The organism is Providencia sp. CIM-Carb-044 (genome assembly GCF_033901115.1).
GTDB lineage: Bacteria > Pseudomonadota > Gammaproteobacteria > Enterobacterales > Enterobacteriaceae > Providencia > Providencia hangzhouensis.
Genome location: NZ_JAXADV010000001.1, coordinates 556,970 through 575,420, shown reverse-complemented (window position 1 = coordinate 575,420; position 18,451 = coordinate 556,970). Strand labels below are relative to the sequence as shown.

At 39.0% G+C, this 18,451-nt stretch carries 17 protein-coding genes; 10 read left to right on the top strand and 7 right to left on the bottom strand.

What is annotated here, in order from left to right; translation table 11 throughout:
• Positions 1-1,272, bottom strand: coding sequence for an MFS transporter (locus tag SJ312_RS02610; RefSeq protein WP_004263544.1), 1,272 nt, complete (start codon positions 1,270-1,272; stop codon positions 1-3).
• A 129-nt stretch (positions 1,273-1,401) separates the two neighbouring features.
• Complete coding sequence (locus tag SJ312_RS02605) at positions 1,402-2,514, bottom strand: MDR/zinc-dependent alcohol dehydrogenase-like family protein (protein WP_036958649.1); 1,113 nt, start codon at positions 2,512-2,514, stop codon at positions 1,402-1,404.
• A gap of 323 nt (positions 2,515-2,837) precedes the next feature.
• Between SJ312_RS02605 and rpiB the strand changes: the two genes are divergently transcribed.
• On the top strand, positions 2,838-3,290 hold the full coding sequence (gene rpiB / locus SJ312_RS02600) for a ribose 5-phosphate isomerase B (RefSeq protein ID WP_004263541.1): 453 nt from the start codon (positions 2,838-2,840) through the stop codon (positions 3,288-3,290).
• A 36-nt stretch (positions 3,291-3,326) separates the two neighbouring features.
• Positions 3,327-5,336, top strand: a complete 2,010-nt coding sequence (tkt, locus tag SJ312_RS02595) for a transketolase (protein WP_187710259.1) — start codon at positions 3,327-3,329, stop codon at positions 5,334-5,336.
• Between the two features lie 162 nt (positions 5,337-5,498).
• Here tkt and SJ312_RS02590 read toward each other — a convergent pair whose 3' ends face one another.
• Positions 5,499-6,260 (bottom strand): SDR family oxidoreductase, encoded by a 762-nt coding sequence (locus SJ312_RS02590; RefSeq protein WP_004263532.1) that lies wholly within the window; start codon positions 6,258-6,260, stop codon positions 5,499-5,501.
• 466 nt (positions 6,261-6,726) lie between these two features.
• On the opposite strand from SJ312_RS02590, the gene fetA reads away from it, so the two are divergent.
• Positions 6,727-7,377 carry an iron efflux ABC transporter ATP-binding subunit FetA gene (gene fetA / locus SJ312_RS02585; RefSeq protein ID WP_004263526.1) on the top strand — a complete coding sequence of 217 codons (651 nt, stop codon included), beginning with the start codon at positions 6,727-6,729 and terminating at the stop codon, positions 7,375-7,377.
• A 12-nt stretch (positions 7,378-7,389) separates the two neighbouring features.
• The gene (fetB, locus tag SJ312_RS02580; protein WP_036958648.1) at positions 7,390-8,166 is read left to right on the top strand and encodes an iron efflux ABC transporter permease subunit FetB; all 777 of its coding nucleotides are present in this window, start codon (positions 7,390-7,392) and stop codon (positions 8,164-8,166) included.
• A 51-nt stretch (positions 8,167-8,217) separates the two neighbouring features.
• Here the strand turns inward: fetB and SJ312_RS02575 are convergent, their stop codons facing one another.
• On the bottom strand, positions 8,218-9,252 hold the full coding sequence (locus SJ312_RS02575) for a substrate-binding domain-containing protein (protein ID WP_110591585.1): 1,035 nt from the start codon (positions 9,250-9,252) through the stop codon (positions 8,218-8,220).
• A 234-nt stretch (positions 9,253-9,486) separates the two neighbouring features.
• On the opposite strand from SJ312_RS02575, the gene SJ312_RS02570 reads away from it, so the two are divergent.
• Together SJ312_RS02570 and SJ312_RS02565 are read left to right on the top strand one after the other, a co-directional pair.
• On the top strand, positions 9,487-10,215 hold the full coding sequence (locus SJ312_RS02570; protein ID WP_014657463.1) for an SDR family oxidoreductase: 729 nt from the start codon (positions 9,487-9,489) through the stop codon (positions 10,213-10,215).
• A gap of 44 nt (positions 10,216-10,259) precedes the next feature.
• Entirely contained in the window at positions 10,260-11,888 is a 1,629-nt protein-coding gene (locus SJ312_RS02565; RefSeq protein WP_004263510.1) for an FGGY-family carbohydrate kinase, read from the top strand.
• Between the two features lie 124 nt (positions 11,889-12,012).
• Here the strand turns inward: SJ312_RS02565 and SJ312_RS02560 are convergent, their stop codons facing one another.
• Entirely contained in the window at positions 12,013-12,402 is a 390-nt protein-coding gene (locus SJ312_RS02560; protein WP_004263505.1) for a hypothetical protein, read from the bottom strand.
• Between the two features lie 1,057 nt (positions 12,403-13,459).
• On the opposite strand from SJ312_RS02560, the gene SJ312_RS02555 reads away from it, so the two are divergent.
• Entirely contained in the window at positions 13,460-13,747 is a 288-nt protein-coding gene (locus tag SJ312_RS02555; RefSeq protein WP_094961235.1) for a hypothetical protein, read from the top strand.
• Positions 13,748-13,816: 69 nt separating this feature from the next.
• Here SJ312_RS02555 and SJ312_RS02550 read toward each other — a convergent pair whose 3' ends face one another.
• Positions 13,817-14,710: an endonuclease/exonuclease/phosphatase family protein gene (locus tag SJ312_RS02550; protein ID WP_187710258.1), complete on the bottom strand. Its 894-nt coding sequence runs from the start codon at positions 14,708-14,710 to the stop codon at positions 13,817-13,819.
• A gap of 260 nt (positions 14,711-14,970) precedes the next feature.
• Positions 14,971-16,005, bottom strand: a complete 1,035-nt coding sequence (locus SJ312_RS02545; RefSeq protein ID WP_004263493.1) for a LacI family DNA-binding transcriptional regulator — start codon at positions 16,003-16,005, stop codon at positions 14,971-14,973.
• Positions 16,006-16,376: 371 nt separating this feature from the next.
• On the opposite strand from SJ312_RS02545, the gene SJ312_RS02540 reads away from it, so the two are divergent.
• From SJ312_RS02540 to SJ312_RS02530, 3 genes are read left to right on the top strand one after another with little or no spacing between them, the layout of a single operon-like run.
• On the top strand, positions 16,377-16,823 hold the full coding sequence (locus SJ312_RS02540; RefSeq protein ID WP_004263485.1) for a PTS sugar transporter subunit IIA: 447 nt from the start codon (positions 16,377-16,379) through the stop codon (positions 16,821-16,823).
• A 22-nt stretch (positions 16,824-16,845) separates the two neighbouring features.
• Positions 16,846-17,133, top strand: coding sequence for a PTS sugar transporter subunit IIB (locus SJ312_RS02535; protein WP_004263481.1), 288 nt, complete (start codon positions 16,846-16,848; stop codon positions 17,131-17,133).
• Between the two features lie 11 nt (positions 17,134-17,144).
• A complete protein-coding gene (locus tag SJ312_RS02530; protein WP_319866875.1) occupies positions 17,145-18,401 on the top strand; it encodes a PTS ascorbate transporter subunit IIC in 1,257 nt (418 codons plus the stop codon).
• Positions 18,402-18,451: the final 50 nt, after the last annotated feature.

Here is an 18,451-nt window from a genome sequence, read left to right as displayed (position 1 = left end):
TTACTTATTTTCTGGTGTTAGCTGCATCTCTGCCGACTTTTCAAGTAATTCCGCCGGCACAGTAATAAATTTCATCAATATCGCACTAAATAAATAGAGCCCCGAGAAAATCCAAATCACGCCAAAAGCACCTACACTACTAATAAAGAGCCCAACTAATGCAGGACCGACAAAAGTGCTTAACCCTGCCCCTAAATTAAGGACTGACATTGCTGCACCTTTATTTTCAGGCGCTAAACTCGGCATGATGGCTGAAAGTGGTACGTATCCAGCGAGGCATGCACCAAATAAGCCAGCAGCTATCATCATCAGGGTATAATTGTGCCCAAAATAATAAGGCACGTAATAAAACATTAAGGTACAAACCATACAGCCGACACAACCAAACCAAATCACAATATTGCGCCAACCGATACGGTCACTGACAACGCCAAAGATCAGGTTAAAAGCGATGTTTACTGTCCAAAGTGCTGCGTAGATATGTAACCATTCTGTGCGGGAAAAACCAAAGTCGGCAAGAAACATTGGCATGAAGATCACAAAACCATACGCTGCAGAGGTATTAATAGTACGAACAATGCCACCTAAACCAATTTTTGGGTTTTCAAACGCAATCGTGATCCCTTTAAACACATAGCTAAGTGAAACTTTTTCTTTCGGTGAGTCCGGTGTATCTCCCGCTTTGTTGCGGTTAAGCGCGATAGCAATAAATGCCCCGATAGTGACAAAAATTAGTCCACTCCATAACGTTGCCATTTCACCTAAAATTGGCAGCGCATAACTCGAATACATCACCCCTAAAACACCGAGTCCGCCACTATAAACAAACCAGAAGATCCCGACAGCAGAGCCCAATTTTTTAATTGGCGCCTCATAGGCCACCCAAACTAAGAAGCCGTAGGCAAACATTGGATAACCAAAACCACGCAACGCATAGGTTGGGATCATGATAGACAGGCTGTTACTCGGTAAACCAACAGATAAGAAAATAACCGAGCCAATCACAAACATCACAAAACCAAAAATCATCACACGACGAGCAGTATAAATTTCAGCCAACACACCGGATAACCACGCGGCGACAGCAGCAAAAAAACCATACACACTAAACAGTAATGAAGACTCTTCAATACTCATTCCACGGCTAATAATAAAAGGCGACAACCAGCCTTGTTCAAGCCCTTCCCCCATCATAAAGATCAGGACGCCAAAATAGCCAAGTAGTAACTTTGGTGAAAACCCCGTTACTTTAGACAGTTTATTGATTATCATATTGTTGACCTCAGTGCTTGTTCGCTGGGTTAGGACCTGAATAACAAGCCTTGGTAGGGTGACATTTATTCAGGTCCAATTTTTATCGTTATATTTTTAATTTCGTATTTTTTTCAACCCACTACAGCACTACAGGTTTGGGTCGAGAACCACTTTAATGTGCGGGTCACCTTTCGCCATCATCGAAAAACCTTCCGCAAATTTATCTAAAGGTAAGATATCCGTCACCACCCCTTTAGTTGGGAAATCACCATTACCAATGCCTTCAATCACTAACGGGTAGCAATATGGGCCAAGGTGAGAACCTAATAAATCCAGTTCTTTGCGGTCACTGATAATGCTCCAATCGACGGTCACAGGGTCTTTAAATACAGAAAACTCAACAAAGGTACCTAATTTACGGATCATCTTAAGGCCTTGCTCTACCGATTTAGGGGCCCCAGTCGCTTCAATGTAAATGTCACAGCCATAACCTTCAGTCATCTCTTTGACAATTTTGTCTACATCATCACGTTTAGGGTTTAATACGATATCAGCACCAAATTCTTTTGCTAATTCAAGACGTTTATCAAATAAATCTAGAACGACTAACTTACCTGCTCCGGATTTTTTAATTGCTCCAATCATGCCTAGGCCTAATGTTCCCGCCCCCGAAAGCACGACAACATCACCCAATTTGACATTGGCACGCTGCACCGCATGTAAAGAACAGGCGTAAGGTTCAATTAAAATAGCGTCTTCAATTGGCATCTCAACAGGTACATGGTAGTTAATGGCCTCTTTGGTGAACTTCATATATTGCGCCATACCGCCGTTCACGTTGTTTTGGAAACCATACAAGTCATGCTTCTCACACATCCAGTATTCACCGCGTTTACAGAAACGGCATTCCCAGCAAGGTACGATTTGCTCAGAAATAACACGGTCACCTAATGCAAAACCTTCAACTTTTGAACCAAAGCCTACGACATGGCCAATAAATTCATGCCCTGGGATCATCGGTGCCTTGATATAAGCGGGCTGCTCTGCATCCCCCCAAAAGCTTGGCGCACCTTCAAAAGCCTTCACATCTCCCGCGCAGATACCACAAGCTTCTACGCGAACCAAAATTTCTTCTTCACTAATTTTAGGGACATCGACAGTTTCTAAACGGTAGTCTTTTGGTGCATAAGCAACCACGGCTTTCATTTTTTCTGGAATGCTTTCGCTCATCGTTGCTTTTGAATCACAGTGTTCACACATAGTTCTATCCTCGGCGGTTTGTAAAATGAACATAAGTTCAATGAAGATACAAATTAACCATACCTTCTTTTCTTCATCCTTGCCCATAGTCAGATTGTCAAAGTGTGATTCAGTGCAAAAATTCTTATAAAATCGCCTTGAAACGCCTATTTTTTACATTTTTGGCAAAAAAAATTAAATTTGAAGCTGTAGATCACAGAATTCATCATCACAAAAATAAAAACATATGTTCACCTATTGATTATTTGTTCATAAGATCCTATTTTCTAAATAGTACATTTGATTGATTAATGAACTTTTGTTCAACAATAAGGATCTCTATCATGCTATCTATTGCTATTGGTGCAGATGACGCTGCATTTGAAATGAAAGATTTGATTAAGGCTCACTTAGCAGAATTAAACATTGAAGTGACTGATTACTGCTTAAATACTGGGGTTGCAGATGAAATGTATCCTGATGTTGCCCACGCTGTTGCAACTGCAATCGTACAAGGTAAACACCAGCGCGGTATTTTAATTTGTGGTACCGGAATTGGTATGTCCATTGTTGCCAATAAAGTCACAGGCATTCGAGCAGCACTGTGCCATGACACATACTCCGCTGAACGAGCACAAAAAAGTAATGATGCACAAATTATTACCTTTGGTGCCCGTGTGATTGGCCCTGAACTGGCTAAAACCATTGTCGACACATGGCTGGCTTCCCATTATGAAGGGGGACGGTCAGCGCCGAAAGTGGCTCGAATCAGTGAGTATGAAAATGGGGAACGTTAGTTTTACTTTAGGCGCTTTTACTTTGGGAGCTTTGTAATGTCCACTCAACCACAAAATAAATTAGCCAATGCCATTCGATTTCTTTCAATAGATGCCGTACAACAAGCCAACTCAGGCCACCCCGGCGCACCAATGGGAATGGCTGATATTGCCGAAGTCCTATGGCGAGATTACTTACAGCACAACCCTGCTGACCCGAATTGGCCTAATCGTGACCGTTTCGTCTTGTCAAACGGCCATGCATCAATGCTGCTCTATAGCTTACTTCATTTAACGGGCTATGATTTATCTATCGACGATTTAAAACAGTTCCGTCAGCTCCATTCCAAAACACCGGGTCATCCTGAATTAGGCTATACCCCCGGTGTTGAAACCACGACAGGCCCGCTGGGACAAGGCATTGCCAACGCGGTTGGTATGGCAATAGCAGAAAAAACGTTGGCTGCTACGTTTAATCGCTCTGGTTTCCCCGTTGTCGACCACTATACCTACACATTTTTAGGTGATGGCTGCTTAATGGAGGGGATCTCCCATGAGGTGTGTTCATTAGCAGGAACGCTAAAACTCAATAAACTCATTGCCTTTTATGATGATAACCGTATTTCTATTGATGGTAATACTCAAGGTTGGTTTACTGATAATACCGCAAAGCGTTTTGAAGCTTATGGCTGGCATGTTATTCGCCAAGTCGATGGACATTCTCGGCCTGCAATCAAAGCGGCCATTGAACAAGCTCGCCAACAAACCTCGAAACCAACCCTCATTATTTGCAGAACCACTATTGGTTATGGGTCTCCCAATAAAGCCGGGACAGCCGATTCTCATGGTGCTCCATTAGGGCAAGACGAAATAGCGCTGACTCGTCAACAACTCGGCTGGGAATACCCTCCTTTTGTTATTCCTGATGAAATATACCAGCCTTGGAATGCCCTAGAACATGGTGCTGAACAGCAATTACGTTGGGAGCAAGCATTACGAGAATATGCCAAACAATACCCAGAACTTGCCGAGCAGCTAACGCAGCGATTATCCAATCAACTTCCTGAAAAATTTACAGATATCATTGATAACTTCATTCAACAATTAAATGAAAACCCTGCAACGATAGCTACACGTAAAGCGTCACAAAATACACTCAATATTATTGGCCCTGTTTTATCTGAATTAATCGGTGGTTCCGCAGACTTAGCCCCAAGCAACCTCACCTATTGGTCTGGGTCACTGCCAATTAATGAACAGCCTTCTGGCAACTATATTCACTATGGCGTCAGAGAGTTTGGTATGACCGCCATTGCTAATGGAATTGCATTACACGGCGGTTTTCGCCCTTACACAGCAACTTTTTTGATGTTCTCTGAATATGCGCAAAATGCCGTGAGAATGGCCGCATTAATGAAATTGCCCCAAATACTCATTTATACTCACGATTCCATTGGATTAGGTGAAGATGGCCCAACGCACCAACCTGTTGAGCAACTTGTTTCACTACGTGCAACACCTAATTTGTCAGTCTGGCGCCCTTGTTGCCAAGTAGAAACAGCGGTGGCTTGGCAACAAGCTATCTTAGCGAAACATACGCCAACCGCCTTGATATTATCGCGGCAAAACCTAATACAATATTCGCGAACAACTGAACAACTCGCCAATATTGCATATGGTGGATATATTTTGCGCAGTAATAGTGAAAACCCTGAATTACTATTAATTGCCACAGGCTCTGAAGTCACATTAGCGGTTGAAGCTTGGAAACAACTGACTGAACAAGGGTTTAATGTGAATGTTATTTCGATGCCTTCAACAGATACCTTTGACCAACAACCCTTAGAGTACCAACAGCGCGTTTTACCCAATCACGTTCGGCACCGTATTGCTATCGAAGCCAGTATCAGTGATTACTGGCGTAAATATGTAGGAATTGATGGATTGGTCATGGGAATGAATAGCTTTGGGGAGTCAGCTCCTGAAAACCAATTATTTGAATATTTTGGTTTCACCGTAGAAAAGCTTATTACTATGTCGCTTTCATTATTAAAACCTAATGATTAATTGATATAGCAATAATTAATATCTGTTATCCTACTTTGTAATTTTCTATTACAAGCCAAATAATACCTATATTATTTGGCTTATTTTTTATTTAAATAAAATCATCAATAATAAATAAAGCGAGTCGCTACTAATACTCACTTTATTCATTATTAAATATCACTATTGGATACTGTAGCCACCATCAATAACCAAATTATGTCCGGTGATCATATCGGATGCATCACTGGCCAAAAATAATGCACATGCGGCAATTTCAGACGGTTCCGCAAAACGCCTTGCAGGAATTTTTTCTTTCATTTCATCACCTTTTTCACCTTCCCACGCTTTTTTGCCCAGTTCTGTCATCACAATAGTTGGTGAAATGGCGTTGGTTTGTATCCCTTTAGGGCTCCATTCAAGTGCTAATACTTGGGTTAAACCAATAATCGCTGCTTTACTCGCACAATAGGCGGCATGTTGGTCTAAGGCAATCACGCCTGCTTGTGACGCCATATTAATAATTTTCCCTTTTCCATTATTAATCATGACATTACCTGCAGATTGGCAAACCAAAAAAGTCCCTTTTAAATTCACGTTCATGGTTAAATCCCAGTCTGACTCACTTAAATTTTCAGCGGGAGCAAGCGCTACAATTCCAGCACTATTGACGACAATATCTAATGTACCATAATGCTCAACAACCTGTTTTACCATCTGAGAAACCGCCTCAGAATTTGTTATATCACATTGAATACCAATTGAATTTTTTAATTTCTCCGCAATTTTCACTACTTTATCTGACTTATCAATTAAGGCAATTTTAGCCCCTTTTTCAACAAACAGTTGAGCAATCGCCAACCCAATGCCTGCAGCTCCCCCTGTAATTAAAGCGACCTTGCCATCAAGTGAAAAGTTGGTGTTATAGCCACTAAATTTTTTCATTTTAATTCCTTAATGTCATGATGTGATATTTAATATATAGATGAAATAAATATAGTGTTGCCTTAGAGAGACAACAAAATATTAAGTGCAGATTAGATTACTTGGTATTATTAATATAATATTATCACTAGTTAAACTCTATATTATTTATGTAAAAAAAAGAGATATCTCTCAAATTAAATACCATCCTAAATTCTGAATGCACATATGTTCAAAATAATAATTTGAATGAATATTTGTGCTTTATTTTCAACTGTACAAATCTTTCCTAGAACTCATCTACGTTGTCCTACTTCATTAGAAGTGTATTTTTTCTTCCCCTATAATTTTTCAATTAATTGGCGCATAATATTAGTTATATCTAAATTGATATTGAACAATATCAGCGCTGTATTATTGAGTAAGATATTGAATGAATATCATTTACACTAAATGCTGCGCACTTAATTTATAGGTCATTGATAATATGGAACAAAGCAACTTGCTATTACAACTTAGTAACATTGGCTATAGCATTGAGCAAAAAACAATTCTTGATAATGTGCAGATTAACTTACAGGCAGGCGACTTTAAACTGATTACGGGTCCTTCCGGCTGCGGTAAAAGTACCTTATTAAAAATAGTGGCCTCGTTAATTTCACCCACTCAAGGAACGATTAAGTTTCAAGGGAAAGATATCAATACCATCCTCCCAGAAACTTATCGTCAGCAGGTTTCTTACTGTACTCAAACGCCCACTTTATTTGGGCAAGCTGTGTATGACAACCTCGTTTTTCCCTATCAAATTCGAAAGTTGCCATTTAATAAAGACAAAGTCATCAGTGATTTGCACCAATTTTCTCTACATGAATCTATTTTGGATAAAGGGATCAATGAACTCTCTGGAGGAGAAAAACAGCGTATTTCTCTTATTAGAAACTTACAATTTCTTCCGCAAGTCTTGCTATTAGATGAAATCACCAGTGCCCTTGATGAAGAAAACAAAATTATAGTGAATGAATTTATCCATCATTTAACGAGTGACAAAAAAATAGGCGTGCTATGGGTAACTCATGACCAAGATGAAATCGCTCATACTAATGAAGTTATCACCCTTCCTGTTCATCACAACGAATAATAGGATATCACTGTGCATCAACCAACTATTTCCAATGAATCCTTAACCTTTTCAATCCTGTTAGTCTTAGTGGCTATTTTTATTAGCCATAAAGAAAAACTATCCCTTGAAAAAGATATTATCTGGAGTACTTGCCGAGCGATTATTCAACTATTGATCGCTGGCTACATTCTAAAATATATTTTTAATGTTGATCACGAATTGCTCACGATTGCATTGGTGATGTTTATTTGTGTCAATGCTGCGTGGAACGCTAAGAAAAGAAGCAAATATATTGATAAAATTTATGTTACTGCATTAATTGCCATTACCTCTGGCACATTTCTTACATTGTTAATTCTGATATTAACCAATGCCATCGCATTTACGCCTATGCAGGTAATTCCTATTACTGGAATGATTGCGGGTAACGCCATGATTGCGGTAGGGTTATGCTTTAATAACCTTGGTCAACGGTTTTCAAGCCAGCAACAACAAATTCAAGAAATGCTTAGTTTAGGGGCAACGCCCAAAGTTGCTTCCGCTGCTATTATTCGTGACAGTATCCGAGCATCATTGATCCCAACGGTAGATTCTGCCAAAACAGTGGGAATTGTCAGCTTACCGGGCATGATGTCTGGGTTGATTTTCGCTGGAGTTGACCCATTACAAGCTGTTAAGTACCAGATTATGGTGACTTTTATGTTGTTAGGTACAGCAAGCCTTTCAACCATACTGGCTGGATATATGACTTATACAAAATTCTATAACCAACGCCACCAATTATTGGTTACAACACTGAATAAATAATGACCTTCCGCCGCTTATTGGTCACCAACGATAAGCGGCACTTTCTTAATATCACTCTTTAACCACCCCCACAGGTAACACTTCAATTAATTGTGCTTTGCTATTTTCATTATCTATCAACTTAAAAATATGATTTAACATCGTTGGCACATCCTGTTTGACCATTTCGATGTCATTACCTAAAAGAGCAACAAAAGGATCCCAGTCAAAACAGCCTAAGTGGGGTTGCTGTGAACCGATATAGCCCTTTTTACCTAACCAATCAATAACCCCTTCTAATGAAATAGTTGAATTAATAAACAAACCGCATTTCACTATTTTCTGTGGATCATCATTATTCTGTTCAAAAAACTGTGAGAGTGCTTTTTCAGCTTTTTCGGGGGCATAACCACAAGCCAAAATATTTTCTTGTGGAACCGTGATACCTTTTTCATTATGCGCATCAATAAACCCACGAATACGTTCACGTGTATTGTGGTCATGTTCACGACCACCAATAAAAATTAAGGCTTCATTTATTGATGTTTGAGACTTATTTTTGCTTAAAATACGTTGGGTTAAATTTTTTGCGCCAAGATAGTTATTTGAAATAACCGAAGGCGCCAACGAGCCCGGTAAGTCTAAATTTAAGGTCGAAACCCCCGAAGCTTGGCAAATTTCAGTAATTTTATCTGGGTTCGTTGCCCCTGTTGAAATCAACCAATCAACCTGATAAGAAATCATTGCGCGTGCAGCTTCTATTTCTAACTTTGGGTCACGCCGCGTACAAGTAATAATAGGAAACAGCCCCCTTTCACGCGCCATTTCTTCAAAATGCTCGACAATCGAGCCAAAATAGCGGTTGTCATACTTCGGAACCAACATACCAATTATTTTGGATTTATTACTGCGCAATAAGCTGGCTTGCTTGTTAACTGCATAACTTTGTTCTTCGGCGATGCGGATCACTTTTTCCGCAAGTTGTGCGCTAATTCGCCTTTTTTGCCAATTACCGTTGAGTATTGCACTCACTGCACTCGCTGAAACCCCGGCTAATTCGGCAAGGTCATAGATCGTTGTTTTCTTATTTTGTCTGATCTTTGTCACAGATTCTTATCTCCATTTTTTACTAGCTTGACACCAAAGTCGAAAAGTCGCAATACTGCTACATCGATTGAGCAAAATTGGAATTGATGATGTATGAGTTGATAAACTGCAAAATAAATACTATCAATCCATCGCATGTAGCCACCTATCCATCGTTGTGACTCATTGCTATTCCATTAATTTCAGACGCTTTTCATTCTTACATTTCGCTAAAATATCCGATTGGAGTAAATTATGGCTATTTCTATTGAGAACAAAGTCGCAGCAATTACCGGAGCTGCCTCAGGTATCGGGCTTGAATGCGCGCGTACACTGATCAAGGCGGGTGCAAAAGTCGTTCTAATTGACCGTGCTGAAGAGCGATTAAACCAACTTGTTGAGGAACTAGGTGAAAATGCGATTCCATTAGTAGTCGATTTAATGAAGCCAGAACAAGTTGATGGAATGTTAGATGCCATCTTACAAAAAGCAGGCGGCTTAGATATTTTCCATGCTAATGCCGGTGCTTATATTGGCGGCCCTGTTGCTGAGGGTGACCCAGATGTATGGGATAAAGTTTTAAACTTAAACATTAATGCGGCCTTCCGTTGTGTTCGCGCAGTGCTACCTCATTTTATTGCCCAAAAATCAGGTGATGTATTATTCACCAGCTCAATTGCAGGTGTGGTTCCAGTAATCTGGGAGCCGATTTACACTGCATCAAAATTTGCTGTCCAAGCCTTCGTCCATTCAACTCGCCGCCAAGTTTCTGAACATGGTGTCCGTGTTGGTGCGGTATTACCTGGCCCTGTAGTGACAGCCTTACTCGATGATTGGCCGAAAGAAAAAATGGAAGAAGCTCTGGCAAATGGTAGCTTAATGCAACCGATTGAAGTCGCTGAAGCCGTATTATTTATGCTAACTCGCCCACGCAATGTCACTATTCGTGACCTTGTTATTGTGCCAAACAGTGTTGATCTCTAACTTGTCACCTCGCAATTCATTGCAGTTAGCACCTTGGAGGGAAAATGAATAATTCACATGCACGATTAAAAGATAACGATAAAGTCGTTATTGGTATCGATGTTGGCACAGGCAGTGCACGCGCCGGGGTCTTTGATATGTCCGGCAATATGTTAGCATCTGCCAAACGCGATATTACGCTCTTCCGTGATAACGCCAATTTCGCTGAGCAATCAAGTAACGAAATTTGGGAAGCGGTTTGTTATTGTGTCAAGCAAGCGATAGCATCATCAACAGTAAAACCACAACAAGTTGCAGGTATTGGCTTTGATGCAACCTGCTCACTGGTTGTCATTGGTTCAGATAAACATCCTATTACGGTTAGCCCATCGAATGACCCTGAGCGCAATATTATTGTTTGGATGGATCACCGTGCAACAGAACAAGCTGAGCGCATTAATCAATTAAAGCACCCTGTTCTAAACTATGTTGGCGGTAAGATTTCGCCCGAAATGGAAACGCCTAAGATTTTATGGCTAAAAGAAAATTTACGTCAATCCTATGATAACGCATGGCAATTTTTTGATTTAGCCGATTTTTTAACTTGGAAATCAACTAACTCCTTAGCTCGCTCAACTTGCACAGTTACCTGTAAGTGGACATATCTTGCCCATGAAAAACGTTGGGATGCAGGCTACTTTCAACAGATTGGTCTATCTGAACTTGCCGATGAAAACTTCGCACGTATTGGTCAGCTTATTGTAGAACCAGGAACGCCTTGTGGTGAAGGCTTAACGGAAACCGCAGCCCAACAAATGGGATTACTAGCAGGGACACCTGTCGCTGCAGGCATGATAGATGCTCATGCAGGCGGTATTGGTACCGTTGGCGTAAATGGTGATGCAACCGCTAATATGGCATACGTATTTGGCACATCTTCATGCACGATGACAACGACTAAAGAACCCGTATTTATACCGGGTGTATGGGGTCCGTATTTCAGTGCAATGGTACCGGGCATGTGGCTAAATGAAGGAGGCCAAAGTGCGGCTGGTGCTGCAATTGACCAGTTACTTTCCTTACATCCCGCTTCAGTACAAGCAAAACTTACGGCAAAAGAGCAAGGTAAACCCTTGCCTGTGATGTTAGCGGATTTAGTATTAGAAAAATCATCGTCACCATCACAGTCTGTTGAACTAGCTGAAAAAATACATGTGGTTCCTGAATTTTTAGGGAATCGAGCACCTTTTGCTGACCCTCATGCCAGAGCTGTCATTGCTGGATTAACCATGGATAACAGCATGGAAAATTTACTTTCTTTCTATGTTGCTGGTCTGTGTGGAATTGGCTATGGATTACGACAAATCATTGAAGCACAAGCAAAATCTGGTGCTGCTATTGAAAATATTGTTGTTAGTGGCGGTGCAGGACAGCACCCGTTGATCCGCCAGCTACTTGCTGATGCTTGTGGCGTTCCTGTGATTTCAACACAAGCCAGTGAACCAGTATTGCTAGGTTCTGCTATCCTTGGTGCCGTTGCAGGGAAAGTCTGTGAAGATGTCTCGCAAGCTATGGACCAATTTAGTGCTATCGACTTAACCTACCAAACCAATGAAGCATATAAAAACCGCCATGATACAAGATTCGCCTCTTTCTTGCATTTGCAACAATGTGCTAGAGAATTAAAAGGTTAATCACGTTGATATGACACTCAAGTAATATTTGGACTAAAGAAAGCCGTAAACCGGCTTTCTTTAATAGAATTCGTTTTGCTTATCGAGCTTAATTTAATAGAAAAACCTGCTCTATAGCTCACTTTTAGAAGCAATATCTTGTCCATAACGAATCGACCATTTCCTTTGGTACCAAATCGTAATCTCCCTCGACCATTGGAATAGACAAGGAGACCTTCCCTTGTTTATCACTGTAAGCTTTCACAATGAATTTTTTATAGCCTTCTAGCCTTGCATTCTTAACTCGAAACACTTCGCCACATACATAACCTAAATCCCCTTTATCCGCAGTTTGGCGAATAAAATTATATTTCACATTTTTAAATGAAGCAGATTCTGGATAAGATAAATAGTCTTCAACGCTACTCTTAGCCATTTTCACAAGATCAGGTGTAGGGGTATAGTTCAATGTCACACCTAAGATAAAAGAGCCCCCAGTTAACAATAAAATTGTGAGCAACTTTATGATATTCATATTACTAAGCTCTCATTTATTCAATAACAAGCCAATTGACCAAAATGACCTAATAATTTCGCCCCAAAATATACTTAAGCAGTTATCTTCAGCCAATTGTAAATAAATAATAATTATTTTAATAACAACCAACCTTATCTATATAAGAATATCTTATTAGATAACTTGTTTTTCTAATTATTACCCCAGATAACTGCTACCAACAAAGCGAATAAGTACAATTAGATTGATATGGGCTATTCGTATTTATACTTTATTTTACACATCTAATGAGTAAGTATACCAGTATTAAACTAAGAATATAAATAGTACTCGAAACATTAACTGTTTCAATTTGTATTTTTTTAACTAAAATAGTTTCAATTACCCAAAAACAGAAACAATAATAAGCCTTAACTGTTTATCATAACTTAACAAAAATAAACAAGAATATGTAATAAAACAATTCAATTCAATAATAGCCATGTCTAAATGTTAATTAACCCACTTAATGAGTATTTTCACTCAATATAAGCGTAAACTAGAATTAATTAATAATACATCCGTTATTTTCAATTAAAATTTATCTAGCTTATTTAGATATTATAAAAACAAAAAATACCTAAAATTCAATTCACTACGAAATAACATATTAATTTGCATCATCTCTTAGCTTAATTTTTAGCATATCGTTAACGAGTATCTTTATTTCAGGCTAAATTAGCAATTTTATAGTACCCGCTAAAATGCAATGCAATCTAACTAATTAATTAACAAGACAAAAATAACAAATAAATTGATTAAAACGACGTTAACCATATGATAAGAAATAGTTAAAACCATCAACCCACCTTAAGAAACATAAGAATATTTAACTATATGCATATTGTAATTTACCATTGAATGCCTCTATATCTCTTCTTTTACACAATTTTTGATATATCTGACCGATCAAAATTACAGAATATTCCTAGGATAATTGATGCATTTAACCAATACATAAAATTATCCGGCTAAATTTGACAAAATATTTTTTTTATCTCATGTAGCATTGCTTTCCAAAGAAAAAGGGTTAACCATGACAAATACTCAATTACTATTACTTGCAACTAATAACATCAGAAATAACGTAGATCTAAGCCACTCTCAGGAATCTTATGTATACCAGTTTTACTATGCTAACGTCGTAGGTCACTTCGACAGCATTCAAAATTTTCTTACTGTATTTAAACAGCAGACGAGCGCAATATTAGATGCATCACAACAATTAGCAGAACAGCGGCAGCAGATATACTCAACAGTTGAGTATTATTTAGAAATAGCTGAAAAACGCTATATTGAAAGGAAAAAAATACTAGGCAATTAACTTAGCATTACAGTTGGAAAGGCCTACAAACCAAATGAGGCCTTTTATCGAAAATTTCTCTGTAAGTGTTTATTGCTCTTGTAGCTCTAATTCAGCAATTATAGGTAGGTGGTCGCTAACACTTGACCATTGAAACTCTTTACTATCCGTTGGAATTTCCATTTTTTTCACATCCCAAACTTGGCCTTTAAATGTAAAAATATGGTCGATGTCTATGGCTGGGTTTACCGCTGGCCAACTACGATAATCAATACCTTTTAACTCAACTGGGTTCCACATATAACGAATTTCTTGGATAGGCTGTTCATTAGCTGTTGAATTGAAATCTCCCGCTAATATTTTTATTGAGGCCGCAATATTATCAAACCCCGTATCTGTATCCCCAATACTCGCATCTAAAATATGGCGCACTTGCCCAATGCGAATGGTTGGATCTTTCTGCCAATCCAGATGTGTTCCCATCACAATAATTGGTGCATCAAAACCTGGCTTTGATATTTGAGATATTAATACAACCCGTTGTTCTGCATCACCAGAAGGTAAATTAATTACTTTAGATTTATCAATTTTATATTTTGATAAAATTCCTACACCGTACTCTCCACCATCAAAATCTAATGCCTTACCAAAAGCAAAATCCATCTTATTGGCTTTAGCTATTTCTTCTAGCTGGTGAACTTTTTTACTACGAGCGGTTTTATTATCAATTTCAGTTAAAACAATCACATCAGCATCTATTTTCGCAATCGCCTTATTTAGCTCATCAAGATTACTGACATCTAGTGACAACTCATTTTTACCAATGTTATACGTTGCGACTTTAATGGTCGGCTTGTTCGAAGTGTAAACTTTATTCGGAGTTCCTCCATCCTGTACTTTCAGAATTTCGGAACCCGACATTGTTGCCATCGCACCACAAGAAACTAGAATTGTGGTGGAAATAACTGTTTTTAGTAATTTCATTGTTTTCCCCTGTTAATGACTAATACAACAGAATAGTGCAAGTATTTAATAAAATTCTCGCGGAGCTAACCCCCGTTAACTTACAGTTTTCATACATTAACAGAGAATAAAAAAGATATAGTGACCCAGTCTACAATCTTATTTCGAGAGAAAAAAAAACATCTTTTTGACCGTCAAAATAGAGAGCTATCGCACTCCTATTCACTTAAGGATAAGCAAGAAATTCAAGAAAACGTGATCAACATACGATAAATTATATTTCACGCACTTTGTCTTGCTTCAAATTTATATGGGAAAACAACCCCTTCTTTACGTTCAACAAAGTCACAATCGACATCTGCAAGCCATTTTTGTAGCCTTTTCGCTGTTTCTCGTGCCATTTTACTGTAATCAATTCGCACAGATGTCAGTGACGGATGGATATGATCACAATTTGAAGTACCTTCAACACAAGCAATTGCTAACATTTTTGGTATCTGAATTAAACGTCTTTGGCACTCAAAAATGACACCAAGTGCAATCATTTCATGACTGCAAATCACAGCTTCAAGCTCAGGTTGGCGGGTCAACATCTCACTAATTGCCTGACGACCAAAATCCATCGTTGCGACATACGGAGTTGTAATACTTTGATCTGCACTTTGGTTATACGCCAGCATCGCTCGGTTCCAGCCACTTAATTGCTGACTTTGCATTTTACTGTCCATTTGAGCACCAATATAACCTATCTTCTTATACCCTTTTTGTAACATATAGTTGGTTAAAAAATTAACCGCATCTCCAACGTTACTTTTTATGTTCAACGTGACTGGATGATTAGATTCCCCCGCAACACTGACTACAGGGATATCTAAATTCTTCAAATAATTCGAAACGCTTTCTGAGTTTATCGCCCCAAAAACAATCAAAGCTGCGGGGTTACTCTGCAATAATGTCGATAAAACCTCAGACTCTTTTTTTTGCTGGTAATCATGGCTACCAATAACAACTTGATAACTATTTTTGTTCAGTGCTTCTTGTAAAGATTGCAGAAAAACTGAACTGGCATTATCACGCAAAGACGGAATTAAAACAGCAACGGTACGGCTTTGGCCTGACGCTAAAATACCTGCTGCGGAATTAGGTATATAACCAAGTTCTTCAACAGCAGCATTAATTTTTTCACGTAACTTATCAGACACTAATTCGGGTGTACGCAAAGCCCTAGATACCGTCATGGACCCAACGCCTGCGAATTTTGCGACGTCCTGCAACGTGACTCGCCCTGTATTTTTTCTTTTTCGTATTTTTTGCATGTAATACTTTTACTTAGCCTAAACTGATTATTAACCCTAAGGTTATTGATCTTTGATGGTCAATTTTCATTCGAATCAAGCATGTTTTTTGCTTTTTCTCATGTTCTAGATTAAATGCGCTAAAAATAGCCAATATGGTTCTATTAAATCTAAAGAAACAGTCAATATCACCAGTCCTAGTTAACTTACCACAGGTTGAATTTGTTAATCAGCTGAGAAGTGTGTTCATTTCATATTTGCTCGCTATATTTTTTTAAAATGATAGCGCTATCACGAAAATGAAAGATTCAACTAGATAGCGCTACCATAGAACACTACTATTCATTCAACCATTACAAAGATAATAATTTCACTCTACCAGGAGCAACCCGATGCTAACGACATTACTGACCCCTAACGTCATTCAAGTCGTCGACAGTGCCAATAATTGGCAAGAAGCGATAAAAATCGCCTGTAATCCATTAATTAATAATAAGTTCATCGAGCCAAGATATATTGATGCAATAATTCAATCACACGAAAAAATCGGCCCTTACTATGTATTAGGCCCAGGTATTGCCATGCCGCATGCACGTCCAGAAGACGGAGTAAACCAATTATCTCTTGGGTTAACCGTTATCAAACAAGGTGTTGAATTTGGCTCCGATGGCAATGACCCAATCAAATTATTAATTGTACTAGCAGCCACTGATAGCAATAGCCATATTGGTGCTATCGCGAAACTCGCAGAACTATTTGATAATCAAGACGATGTAGATAACATCATGCAATCAGAAAACGTAGATGACATTCTAAAAATCATCGCTAAATACGAATAAGCTAAATATTAAGGTAAACATTATGAAAATTACTGTTGTTTGTGGAAATGGTTTAGGTACTAGTTTGATGATGGAAATGAGCATCAAAAATATCTTAAAAGATTTGCAAGTTAATGCAGATGTTGACCATGTTGATCTAGGCTCAGCAAAAGGCACTGTGAGTGATATCTTTGTTGGTACAAGCGATATTGCTGAACAATTAGTCGCTCAACAAGTTGGTGGCGAAATCGTTGCTCTCGAAAATATGATTGATAAAGTTGCAATGAAAGAACGTCTCACCATTGCTTTACAAAAACTCGGCGCGATGTAAGCGGAGGCACTATGTCATTTTTTCGTTTTCTGATGCAGGATGTTTTATCTGAACCAGCCATTCTTGTTGGTCTAATCGCACTTATTGGTTTGATCGCGCAGAAAAAACCCGTCACTGAATGCATTAAAGGCACCATTAAAACCATAATGGGTTTTGTGATCTTAGGCGCTGGTGCTGGCTTAGTTGTCAGCTCTTTAGGTGATTTTTCCGCTATTTTCCAACATGCTTTTGGTATTAATGGTGTGGTACCAAATAACGAAGCTATTGTTTCTATTGCACAAAAAAGCTTCGGTCGTGAAATGGCAATGATTATGTTCTTTGCGATGCTAATCAATATCTTGATTGCTCGCTTAACACCATGGAAATTTATATTCCTCACTGGGCACCATACGTTATTCATGTCCATGATGATAGCAGTTATCTTAGCTACCGCTGGAATGGAAGGAACTCTATTAGTCTCTGTTGGCTCACTGATTGTTGGCTTTTGTATGGTATTTTTCCCAGCAATTGCCCACCCTTACATGAAAAAAGTGACAGGCTCAGATGATGTTGCGATTGGGCATTTTTCAACGATTTCTTATGTCCTAGCTGGGTTCATTGGAAGCAAATTCGGTAATAAAGAACATTCAACAGAAGACATGAATGTCCCGAAAAGCTTACTATTTTTAAGAGATACACCTGTCGCTATCTCTTTCACCATGTTCATTATTTTTATCATTACATGCTTATTCGCAGGCGGTGATTTCGTTCGCGAAGTCAGTGGTGGTAAGAATTGGTTCATGTTCTCATTAATGCAATCCATTACATTTGCTGCAGGCGTATACATTATTCTGCAAGGTGTACGTATGGTTATTGCAGAAATCGTCCCTGCGTTTAAAGGTATCTCAGACAAATTAGTCCCTAATGCGAAGCCTGCTTTAGACTGCCCAGTGGTATTCCCATATGCACCAAACGCCGTATTAGTCGGATTTTTAAGTAGTTTCGCTGCCGGTGTTTTGGGAATGTTCGTTCTGTATGCATTAAATATGACGGTTATTATTCCAGGCGTTGTACCGCATTTCTTCGTAGGTGCTGCTGCCGGTGTTTTTGGTAATGCAACAGGCGGTCGTCGTGGAGCTATCTTGGGTGCATTTGCTCAAGGGCTGCTTATTACCTTCCTACCAGTATTCCTATTACCTGTTCTTGGGGATATTGGTATTGCTAATACTACATTCAGTGACGCTGACTTTGGCGCAATCGGAATTTTATTAGGCATTATCGTCCGCTAAAACAGAACTCCCCATGGCAAATTTGCTAGTGGGGAGTTTTTTTACAACGC